Raw genomic sequence first — 21,118 nt, forward strand, 5'->3', positions numbered from 1 at the left:
CGAGACTTTTACGACCACTTTCGTAGCGGGTCCTTTGAGTGTCTCTGAGAACGTCTCTGGGAGTGTCCTGGGCGAAGCCAATACGATAAAGATATAACGAGAAAGATACAAAGAGCATGTCCGAAACCCACCGTACCAAAGTACTGATTATCGGCTCTGGCCCCGCGGGCTATACCGCCGCCATCTATGCTGCGCGCGCAAACCTTGAACCGATATTGGTTCAGGGCCTCCAGCCCGGCGGCCAGTTGACCATCACCACCGAGGTCGAAAACTATCCCGGGTTTGCGGACGTCATTCAAGGCCCATGGTTGATGGAACAGATGCAAAAACAGGCTGAGCACGTTGGCACAAAAATGCACTTCGACATTATCAACGAAGTCAATTTTGACGAACGACCCTTTGTCTGTACAGGCGACAGCGGTAACAGCTATGTCGCAGACACCGTGATTATCGCCACAGGTGCTCAGGCACGCTGGTTGGGCCTACCGGGTGAAGAAACATACAACGGTCGTGGCGTATCCGCCTGTGCGACCTGTGATGGCTTCTTCTATCGTGGCAAAGAGGTTGCTGTTATCGGGGGCGGTAACACCGCGGTCGAAGAAGCTCTTTATCTGGCAAATATTTGCTCCAAGGTGACATTGGTTCATAGAAGAGACGCCTTGCGCTGTGAAAAGATCCTCGAAGATCGCCTATTGAAGAACGAGAAAATCGACATTCAGTGGAATAAAGTTGTTGATGATGTCTTAGGCACACCGACAGACGGTGTAACGGGTCTGAAGCTTAAAGACACACAGGATGCGTCTTTCTCTGAGCTTGATGTCAACGGTATGTTTGTGGCAATCGGGCACGATCCCGCGACCGCTATCTTCAAGGGTAAGCTTGATCTGGATAATGAAAATTACATTCTGGCGACACCCGGTACCGCAACAACCAATGTCCCCGGTGTTTTTGCAGCCGGTGACTGTGTTGATAAAATTTACCGACAGGCTGTGACAGCGGCGGGCATGGGCTGCATGGCCGCACTCGAAGCCGAACGCTATCTGACAGAAATGAACGACTAGAACGTTCACGGACCCCAAAATAAAGAGCGGAGCTTACACGAGCTTCGCTTTTTATTTGGCCTACATAATATAGGTTAGAATTTTATTTGATTTTGGCCTTCCAAAAAAATATACGCTTAGGCACAATTTGTTAAGAAGCTGTAATTACAGTAAGATAACGATAATTTACGAATCGCTGTCGCGAATTCAACGCGCAGACTAAGGGAGAAGTGGTTTGTCAGAGGGCACAAAACGCCGGAGCGGCCTTAAAGCGTCCATCATGGACTGGGATAAACTGCGTATTTTTCACGCCGTTGCCGAAGCCGGAAGCTTTACCCACGCAGGGGAACAACTCAACCTCAGCCAATCTGCAGTCAGTCGTCAAATCTCTGCTTTGGAAGACAGTCTCAAGGTTTCACTTTTTCACCGCCACGCGCGCGGTTTGATTCTGACCGAACAAGGCGAACTCCTCTATAGAACTGCTCATGATGTCTTTGGCAAACTCGCCATGACAGAAGCACAGTTGACTGAAAGTAAAGATCGCCCCAAAGGCCCGCTTAAGATCACAACGACCGTTGCCTTTGGTTCGACTTGGCTTTCCCCACGCCTACACGAATTTATCGACCTCTATCCAGATGTAGAAGTTCAACTTATCCTGTCGGACAAAGAGCTGGATCTTTCCATGCGCGAAGCCGATGTCGCCGTGCGCCTGCACCCGCCAAGACAAGCAGATCTGATCCAGCGGCACCTCTTGACCGCTCAGATGCATATCTATGCATCAGCGAGCTATATCAAAAAGTATGGTATGCCGCGCACAGTGAATGAGATCTCGGATCACAGGCTCGTTGTCTATGGGGATGATACGAAACCGCCTCTTCCAGATATCAACTGGCTCTTGCATGTCGGGACTGAAGGAACCGGCTTGCGTCGCGCATCCATGGCCATCAATAACATCTATGCCATCATGAAGGCTGTGCGTTCCGGGGCAGGTCTCGGCGCACTTCCTGACTTCATGACACAGGAATCCAGTGATCTGGTACAGGTCTTACCAGAGGTTGAAGGGCCTCAGTTCGACGCCTATTTTGCCTATGCCGAGGAAATGAGATCTTCCAAGCGAATTGCCATTTTCCGCGATTTCCTATTACGCAAGGTCGCAGAATCAAAATTCTAGGACAAAAGATTCGATATTACGCTTTTATTACAGAACCTTAATAGGTATGCACACAATGCATATCGGCACTGTAATAATGTAAATCGACATCCTCAAAAAAAATGCTACATTGATTGTCATCAGATGTTGCGTTGCAATATCTACTTTGACTGACTGTTGAGCTTGCTCCGGTCGGTCTGTTTCCAGGCTTCGGCCTGGGGGTCTTCGGACCCCACGTCTCCCAGACGTGAAGCCTCCCTGTTCAACTTGCCTCCAAGCTTCGTGCTTGGAGGTTTTTTTTCGCCTAATCGATTCTTAAAAACTCTCATTGATCTCCGATTTGATAGTTATATCGTCAAGGGCATCTGCAATAGCAGGCATTGTACATACGGATAGAATTAAAGCGAATAAGAGTTGTTATATTGAATCTCCCCTAGATAAATTAAGTGTGAGCCGCTTCCATTATTCTCGCAATAGTGTTATAAATTCTTATTGGAATCATATTGGATAAAGCAATGCTCATCTGTAGGAATCCGCTTTTTATTATCATATTGATAACTCTAACTTACCTTAATCCGTCAACCTCCTACTCATGGGACCCGATTAAAGATCTGACAGGTGAGCGATTAGATGAACACATGCAAAACTTAGCTAATTCAGGGGAAGCATTTCGACAAAAACCCATCGATTATCTGATTAATAGGCCAGGTAAATTATTTAATGAAGCATGTGCGGCCCCAATTAGTGCCTATGCTTCCCAGTTACGGAGAAGAGCAAATGGACACTGGAGAAAACTACCCGATTTCTTTGCTTATTCGATGCAAAAACATTTTCCCGAGCAAAACCTTCGCACTGTACGATATGCCGAAGGAATAAGAACAAGTAATGGGTCAGCACAGACTTTCACTAACGAGATATATTTTCCCAGAAGAATAGATTTGAGAAACAAAAGAGACCTTGAATGGATGCTCCATGAACTGGAGCATGTTGTTCAATACTCAACGAGAGGATCTCAAGCCTCACTTTTATGTGAATACCAATTCAAATCAATTGGAGAAGGGTTTCAACATATAACATTTAACCCTCACGACTTTATCGATCTAGAAGTAGCTGCCACTCGAAAAGCTCGGCTTTTGCTGTCAGAAGCACATGATATAATGCTTGCAGGAGGTCGCGGCATCAGACAACCTCTGGCCCCCGGTGAAGTTTTTCGAACTGATCTACCTCCTCCTCCTGAATTCCCCATTATGCAAGCCCCTCCGCCTGTTGTAAGGTCCAGATAGCTCGTTGACCTGAGCCCTGAAAGTTCTTCCATTTTAATGTAGAGTCGTTCCAAGCAATGGAGACGGACGATGCGTAAATCGCGTTTTAGCGAAGAACAGATAATAGGAATTTTAAAGGAACAGGAATCTGGAGTGAGGACAGCAGATGTCTGTCGCAATCACGGGATTAGTTCTGCAACGTTTTACAAATACAAAGCCAAGTACGGTGGTATGGAGGTTTCCGATGCCCGTAAGTTACGGGTATTGGAAGACGAGAACAGTCGGCTCAAAAAACTTCTGGCTGAGAGCTTGCTTGATAATGCGGTGCTAAAAGACATCAACTCAAAAAAATGGTAACGCCCGAAGCCAAGCGAAAAGCGGTGACACATGCCTGTTGCGAACACGGGGTGAGTCAGCGTCGGGCGTGCGATGTTTTGGAAGTTGATCGTTCAAGTGTTCGCTATCAATCCAAGCGCTCCGATAATGGTGATCTTCGTGCAGCAATACGTAAGGCTGCCACAGAACGCCGTCGCTTTGGCTATCGTCGTATTCACATTATGTTGGAACGAGATGGTGTTTTAGTGAACCACAAAAAACTTCGCAGAATTTACGGCGAAGAAAATCTGCAAGTCAAGCGTCGTGGCCGTAGGAAACGCGCTCTTGGCACACGCAGGCCTATAGTTCTACCGAAGGCCCCTAATCAACGTTGGAGCCTGGATTTCGTATCAGATGCTCTAAGTGACGGACGACGTTTCCGTATGTTAACCGTTGTTGATGATTTTTCACGCGAGAATATAGCCCTGATTGCAGATACCTCTCTATCAGGATCACGGGTCGTGCGAGAACTTAAACAGGTCATTGTAAGTCGAGGGAAACCAAAGACAATTGTCTCAGATAATGGGACGGAGTTTACGAGTACTGCCATTTTGAAATGGGTACAGGAAGCTACGATTGACTGGCATTATATCGCACCTGGAAAACCACAACAAAATGCATTCATTGAAAGCTTTAATGGTAAATTGCGAGATGAATGTCTGAATGAAACGCTGTTTAGTTCTTTGAAACACGCCCGCGAGGTGCTCGCAGATTGGAGAAAGGATTACAATCAACACAGACCTCATTCTGCAATTGGAAACATCCCACCATTGGAATATGTAAAGAAATTCAAGGTGGACAAACTGGCCGCATAAGGCCAACAATTATTTAACCAAGGTCTCTATTTATAACTGGAGGGAACTTGGGGCGCAGGTCACAACGCAAACAGGTTCGGCGCTTGTGGAAAACGAAAACAACAAAAAGATTACTAATAAGATTCTCACAATCACGCCCCTAAAAGTAGTATATTATAATACATTCAATTAATAAAAGTTGTTTATCTCATTGGGTTCGCTTGATACCAGCGTGAGATTTTAAAGAGCATGAATTAACTGTTTGAATTGTGCGTTGAGAGAATGAGAACTAGAATTTGAGGGGAAAATAATGCTGGATAAATGCTATATCTGTCACGCCGATCTTACTGCTGAAAGTAATTTTTGCAGCTCATGTGGAGTGAACCTGAATAAGCTAAATGAATCAGGAGCCCACGCTTTAGCTGATCAAATACAATCAATAATAATGTCCAAAGTAAAGAATATAGGCATACCATTTGCCTTAGCTTTTACTGCAATAGGCTGGTTAGGATTAGATAAATACCTTGAAATTAAGGCTAACGATATACTTTCCACCAAATACTCATTAAATATAGAGAAAATAATTAAAGAATATAATGACGCACAAAAACAAACTTATTTTTTGACCGAATCCTCAATAGAATCTCAACTCGAATATAGGAGATTGCTAGCACAAAGGACATTGTTATTAAACGAGGTCTTGTTCATACAAGAGAGCAATTATAAGGTTGGTGAAAAATTTACTGACCAGAATAAAGTAACGAAACATGACCCATTCCCTAAATACACAACTAAGCAAGAAAACCCAACAATTTCATTTCAAAGACGTGCCTTCAAAATATTACTCGAATATGATTACTTGATACACAAGCTCAGCACCCAAGGTAACGATAAAAAAACGTATCAACTAGTCATAGATTTCTTCGACAAACTTTCAATAGCACTGACTTTACGCAACCCACTTAATAGACCAGTAATCTCGGCCTCTAAATTGGACTCTATTGGTGTAACAAGCCAAGTATTTATAGAAATATCGTCTCAACCAATCGAAAATCTTATCAACATTCTCTTGGATGATATTGAAACCCATTACCAATTAAGAACAACTCTTGCAGATAATGATTTGATCTATGAGACATATAATTTCTTTTCTAGCTTTAAGCTAGCTTTAAACATTATTTCATCAGCAAACCCATCAAATGACAACAATAGCAAGGAAGTAGATTTCTACACTAAAAAGATAAAAACATTATACGATAAAATGGCCCCTTATACCCCTGACCAGAAAACTTTTGAGCAGCATCTTAAATCCAGCAACATAAAAATTAAAAACGGTACACTCGCAAGAGTCGATAAAATTGATTTGCTAACCTTAATTAGAAGTCTAGAAGTCAGTATCGAAAAAACAGAAACGACTATAGAATCAGTAAAGACATTTAAAGCTTTAATGGAGAACTATCATGACTTCCTGAAAGCAACACATAATAACAATAAAGAAATTGCCCTTATTAGCAAAAATTTAAATGATAAAAACAATTCTGATATCGAAAAAAGATCTTCTATAAAAAAAAGAAATTTGAAATACATCACACAATTAAAAATTATTACACAAAACATTGAGGAAAGTAATTATAAGATGCAAAAAGCTATTTCTGAGTATCGATTGCATAAACATTATTAATTTTTTACTCTAATCACCTTCCCAAGCGGCCCTACTCCGCAGCCTGCGGCAAAGGTTTTGTTCCCCCTATGACAACCTCATTACCCGGCCTTGGGTCTCTCGGCACATTGAAGGCGAGGATCAGGGATATCACCGCCATGCCGGCACCCGCAGCAAAGACCATCCACATGGCTTCGTCGGGGAAGGCATGGCCAAAGAGGACAGGAATAAAGACAGCCGGGATGTGGTTGATGGAAAAACTGACGCCAGAGGTTGAAGCAATATCTTTGGGATCGGCGATTTTCTGAAGATAGCTTTTCTGTGCGATGGCAAAAGAAAAGAACAAGTGATCCAGTACGTAGAGAACGGCCCCTATCCAAGCTTCAGCGACCAAGGCATAGCCGGAAAACACCAAAATAAGGCCGATGTATTCACAGATCAGGGCACGGCGTTCGCCCCAGCGAGAGATAAATTTCCCGATCTTGGGTGCGAGCCAGAAGTTAATGGCCTGGTTCACCAGGTAGAGCATGGTGATTTCAGCAACGGAAAAATCAAACTTCACCACCATCATAAAGCTGGCAAAGGCGACGAAAATCTGGCGACGCGCACCGCCCATAAAGGTCAGGGCATAAAAGAGCCAATAGCGTTTACGCAAGATCATCTTTTTGTGTTGCACTTCCTTTGGTGAATAGGACGGGAAGGCAAGCACAACAAACAGAACCATCAGAATGGTCATCGTGCCGCCCGCCAAATAGACCCATTTGTAATCAAGACCAAAGAAGGTGAAGATCACCCAGATCATACCGTAAGCAATGATCGACGCGATGGACCGTGCAGACAGTTGCCGTCCCATGGAAAGAGGCGCTCTTTCTTTATCAACCCACTGCAGGGTTAGCGACATCTGGACCGTTTCGTAATAGTGAAACCCGAACGACATAATCACCGTGGTCACATAGAGGCCGAAGGCGCTGGGGTAAAAGCCTGTGACGGCAACACCCACACCCAACAGGATCAAAGCCATCAGACCAAAGGTGCGCTCTTTGATAAAGAGCAGGAACAAAAGGGCACTCACCACGAGGAGTCCCGGGATTTCACGCACGGATTGCAAGATACCGATTTCAGCCAGACCAAAGTCGGCCTTTTCCACAACAAAGTTATTCAGAAGGCTCATCCATGTTGCAAAGGCCAAAGGCATCGCAGCAGAGAGAATAATCAGGCAACCTTCGGGTGTGCGCCAGACTTCCGGTTTGAGATAATGACCGAGAGGTTTCATATGTTATTTTCCATCAAGACCTTTTTTATTGTCGCTACAATAGACATAGCGAATAAGACTGTCTTGCGCTATCATGCCATATGGTATCGACAAACGGACAATAATTTACAAAATACCATGAGAATTGAACCGCCCACCGACCAACCACTCGTATCCAAACCAAATGATGTGCCAGAGCAACTGGTACGCCCTGTTATGGTTCGCGCTGCCAATATGCGCCCCGGCAGACGTGTCTTGCCACACAGTCATACTTGGTGTCAGCTGGCCTATGCTGCCGAGGGTGTTCTTGCAATCTACACAGATCAAGGCAGTTGGGTTGTGCCCCCACAACGGGCCGTGTGGATTCCACATGAAACAGACCACGAAGTCTATTCACCTCATGGTTCGAAATGGCGAGCGCTGCACTTGGACAAAGAATTTTCCCAAGGTATGCCTGATAACTGTTGCGTTATTTCGGTCTCTAAACTGTTAAGGGAAATGTTGATTCACGCCGCCACTCTACCCGTCGAATATGATGAACAAGGCGCAGACGGACGAATGATGCAGGTCCTTATGGATCAGATCCGGGCAGCCAGAACGGTTCCCCTTCACTTACCCCTTCCTCAGGATCTCAGATTGCGCCGCGTTACCGAGTGTTTGATACACAGTCCTTCTGATCCGCGGGGATTGGAAGATCTCGCCAGCGATGTGGGGGCCAGTAGCCGTACACTTGCCAGACTGTTTTCCAAGGAGCTTGGTATGACCTTTCGCCAATGGCGCAGCCAATGCCGCCTGATGGCATCCATGGAACGCCTGGCCCTTGGTGAACCCGTGACCTCTGTCGCCATTGATCTCGGCTATGACAGCCCCAGTGCTTTCATCGCCATGTTCAAACGGACTCTGGGAAAACCGCCTGCCGCCTATTTTGCAGCTCAATAAATCTGCAGAAAAACTTTGATGAACTTAAACAACATCAATCCAAATTCAAAAAACATTTCGATTAACTACATATACCCTAGATCAACAAATTGATCGTATCAGCCAAGATTGTAATACTAGTATATGTTAGCCATAACGGATTACGATCATCGCCCTCTATTATAGCTATTGGACTTCTTCTGTACGTGGCGGAACTAACATAGATTGAAGAGTCTCAACTCTTATTTGATAAGTATTCAAAACTTGAGAGATCTCCTGCTGTATTTTCACAAGTTCATCTTTATCAGGCTGTGTCGAGCTTGAATTAACTCCACCTGACATTTTAGAAATTTGAACCCAATCGGAAACACCAACCTCTATGATTTCAGGTCCCTTTCCAGAAGCGTGCGCAATCAATTCAACAGATGAATCATGTTGATTTTGTGCATCAACATCGACCAAAGAAGTTAAAGTATGATCTTTTTTAAGTGCATCAGCAAAAGACTTCATCGTTGCAATCATTTTATCATTATTACTCTTTCCAGCCACAGTATCTATTTGGATTTCGTTTACTACCGATGGAGAGATCTTAAAAGTGTATACAGTTCCGCGAACAATTACACGATCACCATCCTCTGGTAATTTATTGAGAGAAAAAGTTGCTGAAGCTTTTTGACTTTCATCAGGTTTCCCCTCTTTCAATGGTAATTCAACATGACGTTTTCCTCCCCAGCTACCAAAAACAGACGCGGAAAGAGGAAAATCATTTCCTGAAGCACCCAGTGTTTTATGTTCCACCATCATAATTCTTTGATCAGAAACACTAAGAGATACTTGGTGCGATGTATAATCCGAGGGTAAACTTTCAACTGCCACTTTAAGATTGTTCAACGTTGCAGCTTTATCCCCATCTGTAATCAATACTTTGGTGATTTCATTTTCCGCCAGACTTTTAGCAAACACCATACGAGCATTACCAATTTGTATGCTTTGACCGTCAGTTGGCATTTCATTGAATTGAATACGCCCCATCGAAGCTTTGCCGGTCGCAGTTTCTGCAGCAACCTTATGAATTTCTGTAAGCCGCTGTTTAAGTGTCGCTAATTGCTTGACTGTATTATTACGAAAGCTCTGCAATCCTCCCCTATTTCCCACAGATGGATCGTTCTCTAAGGCATCGTTCCCAAATGCCATACGGCGCCCTGCTTCAGCAGCTTCCAAAGCTTGTCGATTTGATGCTACTGCCACTGCGTTTGCTCCCAGAGCATCACCTTTTTCTAACAAACTCAAAGCGGCTCCACCTCCGCCAGATGCAAGAGTTACAGCCGTTTTCAAAAACGCTTTACCTACTTGGCCATAGGAATCAACCAGTTCAGCGGGGTCATTAGAAAAAGTTTTCAAATTCCAGTTCCCAATATCATCTTTGATAAAGGCCATAGCAACATCCCCCTGACCACTTGCATAGGCCGTATTAATTTTTGACCAATTGTGATCTGCATAAAGCCGCTGGATACCAACGACTCTGCTTTCTGCTGATCCATTGGTGAAGGCATCATACAGATGTCCAATAAATGGCCTGTTCCAGACTGCCAAGTTGATAAAGTCCGTTGAAGAGGAAGCGCGTAAATATGCACTCAGGGGCTGATAACGACGATTCACAGACAATTGTTTTTCCAACACATCTGCTTTTGATTGTAGCTGATTGCTCAATTCAGCAGCACCCGTTGCATAGCCCTGTAAAATAGATGCTATGGCTTCTGAATTCGTCATTACCACAACCTGGCTTTGTGCCCAAAAGAAAGAGGATGCTTTCATTGCAATCGCAAGCTCTGAAACCGCAGCAATCGTTTTTCTCGCCTTCCCTTGGAAGTCTCTTATCTTCTGTTCGCAGGCTGCCTTTTGACTGGCATCATCATTACAAACTTGAGCAATGCCGCCATTTCCATACAACGCGTCATCAGCAATTTTCATGGCTTTTTGAACAGCATGTACCCAAACCAAAAACCTTTGAATATCTTGATGAATTTGAGCAGCATGGAGACAAGACATATCATCTAATTTACTAAACGCCCCTCCTCCTTGTTTCATTAAATTGGGTGAGGAACACCAATGCCCCTCATCTTCTGAAGTTGGGCTAGCATAAGATCCCCAAATAACGCCACGTTCTATTTCTTGAGTGTGATTAAGATCAAGATCCGGTCTAACCTTCACAGATTTAGGTTTGACCGGATCTGAACTGGGTAAATATCCCTGTGAATTCGCAAGCGTCAAAAGAGTATCGTCAAGGTAGGACAAAACAACGGACGTCTGTTTGGTTAACCCCATCAACTCGCCCCACTGCACATCAGGTTCTTTCGAAAGCGGGCCTTTATAAACTTCAACCTCAATCCGCATTGAGGCCCCACCTGACAAAAATCCATCCGCTAATGATATAAAGGGAAATGTAATAGCAAACAAACCTAGTATTAATGACATAATCAAACACTTTAAGCGCTCTATACTCTCTGACAATTTCCTCATTCTTTCTCCCCCCTCAACAGATCAATCAATATCTGCACGGTATTACTATCGAGCTTTTCAACTGAGGTCCTGTCCACAACTCTTTTCGCTTTTGAAATATTCAGTTGCTCCTGAACAAGTGGCAAAATTTGAGCACTGCTCGTAGCTTCCTGTTTCAGCACTTGATCCGACACTTTTTTCAAAGAAGAAATAAGCGGCTTGGCACTACTCGTCATTGCCATGATAAGGCGCTCATCCTGATCAAAAGTACGCCAACCTTCAGGGCCTAAAACCTGGAATCCCCGACGCCGTTGAAAGCCTTTCGAACAAACATTATCCGAGGCATTTGATAATTGAGAAGTAATTTCTTTTTTAAGTAGATTACTGAGCCCCTGAGAAGAACTTGCCCCAATAGCCATGTTAGTAACAGCCTTATCCGTAAGGACACCAACCGCCTTCAAAACAGCTTTGTCTGGCCATCCTTCTTGATTAAGACTCATCTGAGCAGGACTTGATGCTTCCGGCAAAGTATACACCAGATTGAAAGCTCCCCCCTGTTGCATTTCAAATGGAATAATCCAGATACTTTCATTGTCAGGGTCCGTATAAGCAGCGAAACGTTTTTTGAAATCAGCATCGTGATTCATTGTCTCAACCAGCTTCATAAGCGTTTCATCAAGATTGGAACCCGTGACCACCTGCCTACCAATCGGTGTTTTATCTTTAGCTATAAATTCGAATTCAATTTGATCAATTTTGAATTTTGGTAACAAAAGGTCCTGTGAAGGAATAGGATTAGCAGAGAATTTTATTTTTGCTTTCTTCAAAGAAAGCTTTTCTAACTCTTTCTTGATTTCCTCTGCATTACTCTTTAGACTAGCTATCTGTGTCGTGATACTTTTCATTTCCGCCAAATACCAAGATCTATCAGATCGATTAATGATCGAGGCAAGATTATTAAGAGATCGTTTAGCAGAATCAAGACTACCATGAGATTGGGAAATAAGAGTTAGAGCATCGCTGTACGCTGTTTTTGCCTTTTTCTTCGCTTCTGCAGTAGGAACGTCAGGAACAGAGGTAACAACCATCTTGGCCGCTTTTACCTTTTCTCCTAGATTACCCTGCACTTTAGAGGCGTTAGCTGCCAGAGCTACACTCTCATCCGCTAATCTCGCTAGCGAATTCTCAGTATCTACTAAATCAGGAGTCTCTGATTCAATAGGGGGCTTAACCATCTCTATGATTGTTTTCTTTATTTCTTGTTGAATTATCTTTCTTATAGTTACGGATTCAGCTGGTTCTGCATCTATATTCTTATATGCAGCTTCTCCATTCAATTCTTTATATAAAGCCAGCAATTTATCCAAACGATGCTCTGCATCTTTGCGGAAAGATCGTGCCTCGGCTTGCTTCCTTGATACAAACTGAGGCTGACCTGTTTCTTTATGTGTTTGAATAGTCGCACCGAAAGGGTCTATTTCTTGTTTTCGTAAAGTACCAGATTCAAACTTAACTTCTGAAGCCAAAGCGTTTGCTTTACCTGTCATACGAAACCGATAAAGAGAATCTGTAAGAATTCTTCCTCCGACAATCGGATTAACAAAAGGAGAGCTTGTTTTGGCTCCGTTTGAAATCAGTTTCGAATCATCAGGTTGTAAGCCACCGCAAACATCAAATACTCGGAAATAATAGGTTGTACGGAAACGGACATTCGTGTCTTGATTTTCCGGATTAACGCCCTTACGCACATGAATAAAATCTGGAGTTCCGCATGCATTCAAGCTCAGAACAATTAGAACCGCACAGCTGGATAATAGTCTTTTTTTCATGACCACCCCCCCCTTTTTTACGTTCACCGCCCCTACAAAGCTTGATACATAATCGCTTCTAATGTCAATAAAATTCAACCCAAGGTTATTGGGAGCAAAATTATAAATCGCAATAGTGAAAGAAAGGAGGAGTACGAAATGTATTCTGAATTCCAGGCCCAAAACGCACAAATTCAAAGCTCACACGGCCAGGCATGAACACACATGTTCAATAAAAAAAGCCACGCATTTCTGCGTGACTTTTCTTTCATTAGGCTTAAATGCTTATTCAGCTGCTTGCGTCGTCTCTGCGATCTTCTCTCTGTGATTATCTCTATAGAGAGCTTTGGCAAGAGAGATCACCATCAGAACCATGACCATGGTAAAGGGCAACGCCCCAATGATCATCGCATTCTGTAGCGCCCCAAACGGGTTGGCTTCTGCACCGCTATTACCAGCAATAATCAAAGCACCGATTACACTGGTTAGAATAACACCCCAGATAATGCGGTGTTTGATGCCTGTATCCTGCTCACCACCAGACATAATGGTATTCATCACCAAAATACCAGAGTCAGCAGATGTCACCAGGAAGGTCATAATGAGCACAACACACATAATGGTTAAACCGGATAGTGTGCCACCTGAAAGCATCTGACCAAGAGTCACAAACAGCTTTGCAGTATTGGATGCACCAAGAATTGCGCCATCAGCACCACCTGTTAGCTCCAGATCAATTGCTGTTCCACCAAGAATCGTCATCCAAAGGAAACAAACAATGGCTGGTGCAATTACACATCCGAGGATGAATTCGCGAACGGTACGACCTTTGGAAATACGCGCAAGGAAGAGACCAACAAATGGAGAGAATGCAATCCACCAAGCCCAATAAAAGGTTGTCCAACCAGCTTGCCATCCGAACTGACGACCTTCTGTACCCGCAGCATAAAGAGCCGCAGCAAGTTCGTCTGAATTTTCAAGTGCCGTTACGGATGCAGGTAAAGTCTCTTTGAAACCATCCAGAGATCCCCATGCGTTGGTCGCACCACTAAAGATAGAAGCAATATCTTCGGCTGGCAGACCTTTGGCGACTTCCGGTAGTGCCATGGCAAACTCGTCAGCAGACAGTGGACCGTAAGCACCAAAAGACATTTGGGTGAAGTGAATGATATAATCTACCAGGCTTGATCCAAAGGTTGTCATGGCAAAGGCAAAGGAGCCAAAGAAAACAAATGTCAAAAGCAGGATTATTGACAGCACCAGATTGAGGTTCGAGAGGTACTTGATACCACGACCAACACCGGAAACCGCAGACAGAATTGAAAGGCCCATAATAATGAACAGGGCCGCAAGCAAGCCAACAACACTTGGTTTTGGCGCTTCGGCATCACCGTTCATGAGCCAACTCATATCAGTAACGGCGTAAACGCCATCAACAAACTGACTAACACCAAATCCAATCGTTACAGAAACACCAAGAATGGTCGCAACAACACCTAGAACATCAACAATATGACCAAAAGGTCCATTGATCATCTTGCCAAAAAGCGGTGTAAGTGCTGAACGGATCGTCAAAGGCATATCCCGCGTATAGGCATAGTAAGCCAAGGAAAGCCCTGTGGTCACATAAATTGCCCAAGCATGGAAACCATAGTGCAGGAAGGTATAGCGATAGCCGGATTGAACTGCTTCTTCGGTATTTGGAACAACAGTACCATCAATGATAACCGGGTTTGAACCCCAGAGACCAAGAGGTTCCGCGGTCGCGAAGACCATCAAACCAACACCAAGGCCAGCACCAAACATCATCGAGAACCATGAAAAATTAGAAAATTCGGGCTTAACACCTTCAGCGCCCAGCCTTTTCCTGCCAGTTGCTGGTATCAAAGCAATAATAAACAAGAAGAAAGCAAAACCGCCTACGGCGATAATGTAAAAAGTATTGAAGCTATTCAGGACGTTAGAGTTCAGGGCAGATAGGACGCTATTGGCATTGCCGGGCCAGACCAACGCCCATATAACAAGCAAGGCCATACTGATCTTACTGATTAGGGCAATGGGGACACTGTATCCCTCATAAAAGCCGCCCTCGGCCTTCTTGATCTCGAGATCAGTGAATGGTGGTTTGATTGACATTATGTTTCCCCGTTTAGTTTTTTATTATCGTTTTTCGTTGTAACAGCATTATAAACTCTGATTACTCAAAACAATTTTTGGCAAAAACGGGTGCAGTCGAGTACACCGAAGTATTTTTATTATCTATTTATGTCTTTGCAGAAAGCCCAAGTACGATTTCACAGAGTTCAAACAGATAGCTGGCACAAGAGTACTTCATTTTTTCTGATAACGTTACATAAATATTACTTTAACTTCTCTACAAAGCTTCAGTCAAATTCAAATTATTTAAGTTTTTTACAGTAAAATTGAATTAAACTTAAAAATTATTGACCTACAAATCATGAATATATGAGAACAAAAATAAGGCAGAGCGATTTTCATTTTCGCCCTGCCTTATCAAACTTTACCAGATGTTTTCGTACTTAAGTATAGAGGCGTTCACCCTTAATATCTTTATAAAGGTCAGCAACTTCATCAGCATAGCCATTGAACAACGAAGTCGGCACTCGCTCGCTCTGCCCAAGTGGCTGTTCCGTTGCCTGGCTCCAGCGCGCGTGGGCAACTTCTGGGTTCACATTCGCCCAGAACCCATATTCAGATCCCTGGATTTCTTCCCAGAACGAAACAGGTCTTTTATCGGTGAAAGTAAATTTCACAATCGATTTGGTTGATTTAAAACCGTACTTCCAAGGTGTCACGAGACGAAGCGGTGCTCCGTTCTGTTTTGGCATTGGCTTACCATAAATCCCGGTCGCAATGAATGCCAGATCATGGGATGCTTCTTCAATCGTCAGCCCCTCAATATAAGGCCATGGATACCAATGCGCTTTTTGCCCGCTGGCAATATCCGGTAGATTGAAAGTCTCCATACGAATATATTTCGCACTGGATAGCGGACGTGCAAGTTCAACCAACTTCCTTAATGGAAATCCGGTCCAAGGAACAGCCATCGACCAAGCTTCGACACAGCGATGTCGGTAGAGGCGCTCTTCGAACTCAATCTTGGCAAATAGGTCATCCACATCCAGCTGCATCTCTTTCTCGACCATTCCATCAATGGCAATTGACCATGGGCGCAAGGGTAAGGCCTGAGCTTTTTCATGAATGTTTTTTGAAGACCCAAACTCATAAAAATTGTTATAGGTCGTTGCAAGTTCTTCAAAGCTCAGATCTCGATCAAGCTTATAGCGATCGTTTCTCTTTGCTGGATAGTATTTGGCGCTTGGGTCCAAACTGGATTGCTCTGTTGTTTCTTTGGATGGCGCAGTTGCCTCTGCCGAGGGTTCATCACACCCTGTGACGAGGCCGGCAGATAAAACAGCCGATCCTAAAGCAGCCTGTTTCATAAAATTGCGTCGATTCAAATATACACTTTCCTCGGTCAACTGACTTTCTTTCAGCTCCCAGGATTTGCGAAATTTCAATAGCATTATAAATCCTCTGTCATGTTCCAGTTACAGAGATACTACTTGTCCTTCTCACAAACAAATCACTGCTGCGTTAGTGATCTGTGTTGCAGTGACAAAAAACCATCACCTCACATAAAGAAAGGGTGCATGGAATGATGCACCCTTTCTTTATTTTAAACCAGATCCTCTCGCCCAAATATTTCGCGGAGAATTGATCGTATATTTAACTCATCTTCAGCTCAGAGCTTCGCACGCACGTTTGATACGCTCACAAGCTTCTTTCAACGCTTCTGTTGATGTTGCATAAGAAATACGGAAATAAGGGGACAGACCAAAAGCCTCACCCTGAACTGCAGCAACATCAAAACTTTCGAGAAGGTAAGTCACAAAATCACCATCGGAAGAAATCTGTTTTCCATCCGGAGTTGTTTTGCCAATGGTACCCTCACAAGACGGATACACATAGAAAGCACCTTCAGGCTTCGAACAGTTAATGCCCGGACAGTCGTTGAGTAAATCAACAACCATATCACGACGAGCTTTAAAGACTTCGTTGTGCTTGGGAATAAAGCTCTGATCACCACGAAGAGCTTCGACAGCCGCTGCCTGGCTCACAGAGCAAGGATTTGATGTACTCTGAGATTGAATTTTGGCCATAGCTTTAATCAACGGCACGGGACCACCCGCAAAACCAATACGCCAACCAGTCATACAATAGGCTTTGGAAACACCGTTCATGGTCAGCGTACGATCATAAAGGGATGGCTCGACTTGTGCCGGTGTTACGAACTCAAAATCGTCGTAAACAAGCTTTTCATACATATCATCCGTCAGAATCATGACGTGTTCATGACGTTTAAGCACATCTGTCAGAGCCTTCATTTCGTCATAGGAATAAGCCGCACCCGTTGGGTTTGAAGGACTATTCAGCAATACCCACTTTGTTTTATCAGTAATTGCTTCTTCCAGATCTTCGGCTTGTAGTTTAAAGCCGTTGCTTTGCATACAAGGCACAGCAACTGGCTCACCATCAGCTAGAAGAACCATATCAGGGTAGGACACCCAGAAAGGTGCCGGGATGATCACTTCGTCACCGGGGTTCAGTGTTGCCATGAAAGCATTGTACAGAATCTGCTTACCACCAGTACCAACCGTAATCTGCTCTGGCTTGTACTCAAGACCGTTGTCTCGTTTGAATTTTTCACAGATTGCAGCTTTGAGTTCAGGTGTACCGTCAACAGCTGTGTAGCGTGTGTCTCCACCATTGATGGCGGTAATAGCGGCTGCTTTGATGTTATCCGGCGTGTCAAAATCCGGTTCACCAGCGCCAAGGCCAATGACGTCACGCCCAGCAGCTTTCAGCTCACGGGCTTTTGTAGTTACAGCAATAGTCGGAGAGGGTTTGATTCGCGAGAGGCGATCCGCAAGTTGCGGCATGACCTTATGCTCCTGTTGTTTCGCCGAATCTAGACAAGATAGGTCTGATCGGACTTACGAGTTTCAAGACGGGGTGTTGCACAGCGGCACCGTAATATAACCGACACAGACATCGCAACAGTGAATTTGAATTATTGTCACTTTGCACGCGCATTAATTAAAGTACAGTCATCCCTGCTAAAAAAATTTAGCTGATCTACATATTACGAGCACAGCATCTGTCAGGGACATGTCAGCTTAGATCAGTATAAACACCGAATTGCCTCATTTTATCTAAACAACTGTCACACTTGACCTCTATTTAGGTAACTTAGCAGAGCTTATTTAAATCAATTCTCTATCGAAATAAGGAATGTGCGGGATGCATAGAATGGGTTATGTCCGTGATACACACAAAAGAAATAATCGTAAAACAGGCCTTGTGAGTCTGTCGGCTCTTTTGGCCTTATTAATATCTCTTTCTACCGTTTCTGTTTCCCTAGCTGCAATCCTGTCGCCGGAAAGCTTCCTTGCGGAACGAATGACCGAAGAAAAAAGAAATGAAATAAAAAAAGAGGCCCAATAGCCTCTTTCCTTAGATACTGCTTAAGCGCTGCAGGCACTGTATTTATTAGCCCAAAGCATCTTCACCGTCAAACGTGCCAGCAAGGGCATGCATTACAGACGCAATACGAATAGCATCCTGAATACCTTCTTTGGAGATTCCACCTGCTGCAACTTGCTTTTCGTGGGATTCGATGCACATACCGCAGCCATTAATGGCTGATACCGCCAAAGACCAAAGTTCAAAATCGACTTTATCAACGCCAGGGCGACCAATGATGTTCATGCGCAATCTGGCAGGAAGTTTCAAATAATCTTCATTTCCACTAAGGTGTGCAAAGCGGTAATAGATATTATTCATCCCCATAATCGATGCCGCCGATTTTGCTGCTGTATAAGCTTCAGCGGATAGCTTTTCTTTTGCTTCAGCATTAATTACCTTGATGACAAAAGCATTTCGACTAGAAAGAGCGGACGCAAGCGCGGTTCCCCAAATCTGTTGGTCATTCAAAGATGTCGATGTCAGAACGTTGGTAATATTCAGTTTAAGGTCCTTGGCATAATCAGGAACTGCTGACTTCAAATCACTAATAGACACGATCCATATCTCCCTTTAATCGCGGAATGTTATTTCCTTGGTGCAAGCCAAATCTTCAACCATCAAGTACAGGTTAATAAATTAGGTGAGCAAAAATTTCATACTAAAAAGGGCGGGCTCGGTTTCCCGGACCCGCCCTTTTCTAAAGCACACGATTCTTAAGCAACTTTAAGAACGTCGTCGCCTTTGTTCCAGTTACATGGGCACAGCTCATCAGTCTGTAGCGCATCAAGAATACGAAGTGTTTCCTGTGGGTTACGACCAACGTTCAAACCATTTACGCCAACATGCTGGATAATACCATCCGGATCTACAACAAAAGTAGCGCGAAGTGCGACACCAGCTTCTGCGTCCAGGATACCCAGGCCTTCACAAAGCTCGCGTTTGATGTCAGAAACCATAGGGAAAGGAAGATCGTTAAGGTCTTCGTGATCTTTACGCCAAGCCATGTGCACAAAATCACTATCAGTGGAAACACCAAGAATCTGTGCATCACGATCTTCGAATTCTTCGTTCATTGCGCCAAAAGCAGCAATTTCAGTTGGGCAGATAAATGTGAAATCTTTTGGCCAGAAGAAAACAACTTTCCATTTTCCTTCGTAGCTTTTGTCTGTGATTTCAACAAAACCATCCGCTGGGTTATTAGAAACAACAGCTGTCAAAGCGTATTCTGGAAACTTATCACCAATCGTAAGCATGCTTACACGTCCTTATAATTATGCCCACTTTGTGAGCGCCGGTATTAATGCAAATTTTAATTCGCCAAAATCTAATTGCGCAAGGCCCTGCGCAGAGGGTATTTTCATGCGCCTACTTAATCTCTAGAAATTCACGAAGTCAAGATGTTTTTAGAATAATTCTAATTAACAACTAACTTTACATTTTTACTCTCTTTCCCTCTCTTTGGAAAAAAGCTTAACTAGGTGCAACAAATACGTTTAAACACTTTAGATTAAGTCAAATGGATCGTTATTTATCAATCTGGAAAAGATCTCAATTCAACCTTCTTCCTAATCCTGACGCGTCCAGCTCTTTGATTTATGGAGAAGATCTCAAGCAAATTCTCTCCCGAGAAAACTGCCAATTAGCACTTGATGAAATAACCCGTTGGCCTGAATACGAGGTTAGCCCCCTAACCTCATTACCTGGCCTAGCTAAAGAACTTAATCTCGTCGATGTCAGTTTCAAGGACGAAAGTAAAAGATTTAATCTTGGCTCTTTTAAAGCACTCGGCGGAGCCTATGCTGTTTTCAGGTTTTTGAAATCAACGATTGAACAAAAACTTGCTATAGAAATAGGATCTGACGATTTAAGAAATCGTATTTACGAAGACATTACCTCCCAATTGACCGTCACTACTGCGACCGATGGCAATCATGGGCGTTCGGTTGCCTGGGGGGCTCAAATCTTTGGATGTAAAGCCACGATCTATGTTCCTACCAGCTGCAGCACATCACGGATAACTGCCATAAAAGAATTTGGCGCAACCGTCATCCAAACATCCCTGAATTATGATGAAACAGTCGAACACTGTGCCAAGGAAGCTAAAAAGCAAAATGCTCAAGTCATCTCAGATACATCCTGGGATGATTATCGCGACATTCCTGCCCAGATAATGCAGGGATACAGTATAATCGCAGAAGAAACTCTAAAGGAATATTTCACACGCCGTTTTCGACAAGCGATTCCTCCATCGCATATATTCATTCAAGCTGGCGTTGGCGGTTTGGCCGCTGCGATAACTGGTTATTTCTGGACTTATCTCGGCGAAAGGCGACCAAAGATCATCATTGTTGAACCAGAAACCGCAGCCTGTTTGTACGCATCTGCTGCAGAAGGCACATTAACCAAAGCAAGCGGAGATAAAGAAACAGGTAAAATTCACACCGTAATGGCTGGACTGGATTGCGGAGAAGCATCGCCCATAGCTTGGGATATTTTATCCCATGGAGCAGATTTTTTCATGACCATACCCGATGCGATAACAGGTCCGACCATGAAGCTAGCGGCGGCCTCTCCTTTTGATGATCAAGCAATAGAAGCTGGTGAATCCAGTATCGCCGGACTTGCAGCATTAATTATGACAGCAACACATGAAGACACGCGTGAAGTACTTGGCTTATCGCCTGATTCACGTATTCTTCTTATTAACAGTGAGGGTATTATGGATCAATCTTTGTACCAAGAACTGGTTGTAGAAGATCAGCTTAAGTGATCCCACATAACTTTCTCCATCTCCAGATCAGAGAACACGC

Annotated in this window: 16 protein-coding genes; 8 read left to right on the forward strand and 8 right to left on the reverse strand. The window is 43.9% G+C overall.

The window, feature by feature from the left end; translation table 11 throughout:
- Positions 1-116 precede the first annotated feature (116 nt).
- The 5 genes from trxB to WH96_RS01410 all read left to right on the forward strand — a co-directional run bounded on the left by trxB (position 117) and on the right by WH96_RS01410 (position 6,302).
- Positions 117-1,061 (forward strand): thioredoxin-disulfide reductase, encoded by a 945-nt coding sequence (gene trxB, locus WH96_RS01385; RefSeq protein ID WP_047762333.1) that lies wholly within the window; start codon positions 117-119, stop codon positions 1,059-1,061.
- A 259-nt stretch (positions 1,062-1,320) separates the two neighbouring features.
- Complete coding sequence (locus WH96_RS01390; RefSeq protein ID WP_047762775.1) at positions 1,321-2,211, forward strand: LysR family transcriptional regulator; 891 nt, start codon at positions 1,321-1,323, stop codon at positions 2,209-2,211.
- Between the two features lie 482 nt (positions 2,212-2,693).
- Positions 2,694-3,473 (forward strand): eCIS core domain-containing protein, encoded by a 780-nt coding sequence (locus tag WH96_RS01395; RefSeq protein ID WP_156176658.1) that lies wholly within the window; start codon positions 2,694-2,696, stop codon positions 3,471-3,473.
- A 69-nt stretch (positions 3,474-3,542) separates the two neighbouring features.
- Positions 3,543-4,642 (forward strand): IS3 family transposase gene (locus WH96_RS01405; RefSeq protein ID WP_156176659.1). Its coding sequence is split into 2 segments (ribosomal slippage): positions 3,543-3,795 and positions 3,795-4,642, totalling 1,101 coding nucleotides; the frame shifts between segments, so codons are not numbered across the junction.
- A 289-nt stretch (positions 4,643-4,931) separates the two neighbouring features.
- A complete protein-coding gene (locus WH96_RS01410) occupies positions 4,932-6,302 on the forward strand; it encodes a hypothetical protein (protein ID WP_047762337.1) in 1,371 nt (456 codons plus the stop codon).
- 31 nt (positions 6,303-6,333) lie between these two features.
- On the opposite strand, the gene WH96_RS01415 is transcribed toward WH96_RS01410, so the two are convergent.
- A complete protein-coding gene (locus WH96_RS01415) occupies positions 6,334-7,554 on the reverse strand; it encodes an MFS transporter (RefSeq protein WP_047762338.1) in 1,221 nt (406 codons plus the stop codon).
- Between WH96_RS01415 and WH96_RS01420 the strand changes: the two genes are divergently transcribed.
- On the forward strand, positions 7,555-8,472 hold the full coding sequence (locus WH96_RS01420; RefSeq protein WP_204248090.1) for an AraC family transcriptional regulator: 918 nt from the start codon (positions 7,555-7,557) through the stop codon (positions 8,470-8,472). It begins immediately after the preceding gene.
- Positions 8,473-8,637: 165 nt separating this feature from the next.
- Here WH96_RS01420 and WH96_RS01425 read toward each other — a convergent pair whose 3' ends face one another.
- From WH96_RS01425 to WH96_RS01445, 5 genes are all read right to left on the reverse strand, one after another.
- Complete coding sequence (locus WH96_RS01425; protein ID WP_156176660.1) at positions 8,638-10,971, reverse strand: hypothetical protein; 2,334 nt, start codon at positions 10,969-10,971, stop codon at positions 8,638-8,640.
- On the reverse strand, positions 10,968-12,779 hold the full coding sequence (locus WH96_RS01430) for a hypothetical protein (protein ID WP_047762340.1): 1,812 nt from the start codon (positions 12,777-12,779) through the stop codon (positions 10,968-10,970). The genes WH96_RS01425 and WH96_RS01430 overlap by 4 nt, the downstream gene beginning before the upstream one ends.
- Positions 12,780-13,043: 264 nt before the next feature.
- Positions 13,044-14,894, reverse strand: a complete 1,851-nt coding sequence (locus WH96_RS01435; RefSeq protein ID WP_047762341.1) for a BCCT family transporter — start codon at positions 14,892-14,894, stop codon at positions 13,044-13,046.
- 404 nt (positions 14,895-15,298) lie between these two features.
- A complete protein-coding gene (msrP, locus tag WH96_RS01440; RefSeq protein WP_047762342.1) occupies positions 15,299-16,306 on the reverse strand; it encodes a protein-methionine-sulfoxide reductase catalytic subunit MsrP in 1,008 nt (335 codons plus the stop codon).
- Positions 16,307-16,519: 213 nt separating this feature from the next.
- Complete coding sequence (locus WH96_RS01445; protein WP_047762343.1) at positions 16,520-17,722, reverse strand: pyridoxal phosphate-dependent aminotransferase; 1,203 nt, start codon at positions 17,720-17,722, stop codon at positions 16,520-16,522.
- 361 nt (positions 17,723-18,083) lie between these two features.
- Between WH96_RS01445 and WH96_RS01450 the strand changes: the two genes are divergently transcribed.
- Positions 18,084-18,287, forward strand: a complete 204-nt coding sequence (locus tag WH96_RS01450; RefSeq protein WP_047762344.1) for a hypothetical protein — start codon at positions 18,084-18,086, stop codon at positions 18,285-18,287.
- 45 nt (positions 18,288-18,332) lie between these two features.
- On the opposite strand, the gene WH96_RS01455 is transcribed toward WH96_RS01450, so the two are convergent.
- A complete protein-coding gene (locus WH96_RS01455; protein WP_047762345.1) occupies positions 18,333-18,863 on the reverse strand; it encodes a carboxymuconolactone decarboxylase family protein in 531 nt (176 codons plus the stop codon).
- A gap of 158 nt (positions 18,864-19,021) precedes the next feature.
- Positions 19,022-19,561: a peroxiredoxin gene (locus WH96_RS01460; protein WP_047762346.1), complete on the reverse strand. Its 540-nt coding sequence runs from the start codon at positions 19,559-19,561 to the stop codon at positions 19,022-19,024.
- 263 nt (positions 19,562-19,824) lie between these two features.
- Here WH96_RS01460 and WH96_RS01465 point away from each other — a divergent pair, with 263 nt between their 5' ends.
- Entirely contained in the window at positions 19,825-21,078 is a 1,254-nt protein-coding gene (locus WH96_RS01465; RefSeq protein WP_047762347.1) for a diaminopropionate ammonia-lyase, read from the forward strand.
- The last annotated feature ends 40 nt before the right edge of the window (positions 21,079-21,118 follow it).

Origin of the sequence: Kiloniella spongiae (assembly GCF_001026905.1) — a bacterium.
GTDB classification, from domain to species: Bacteria; Pseudomonadota; Alphaproteobacteria; order Kiloniellales; family Kiloniellaceae; genus Kiloniella; species Kiloniella spongiae.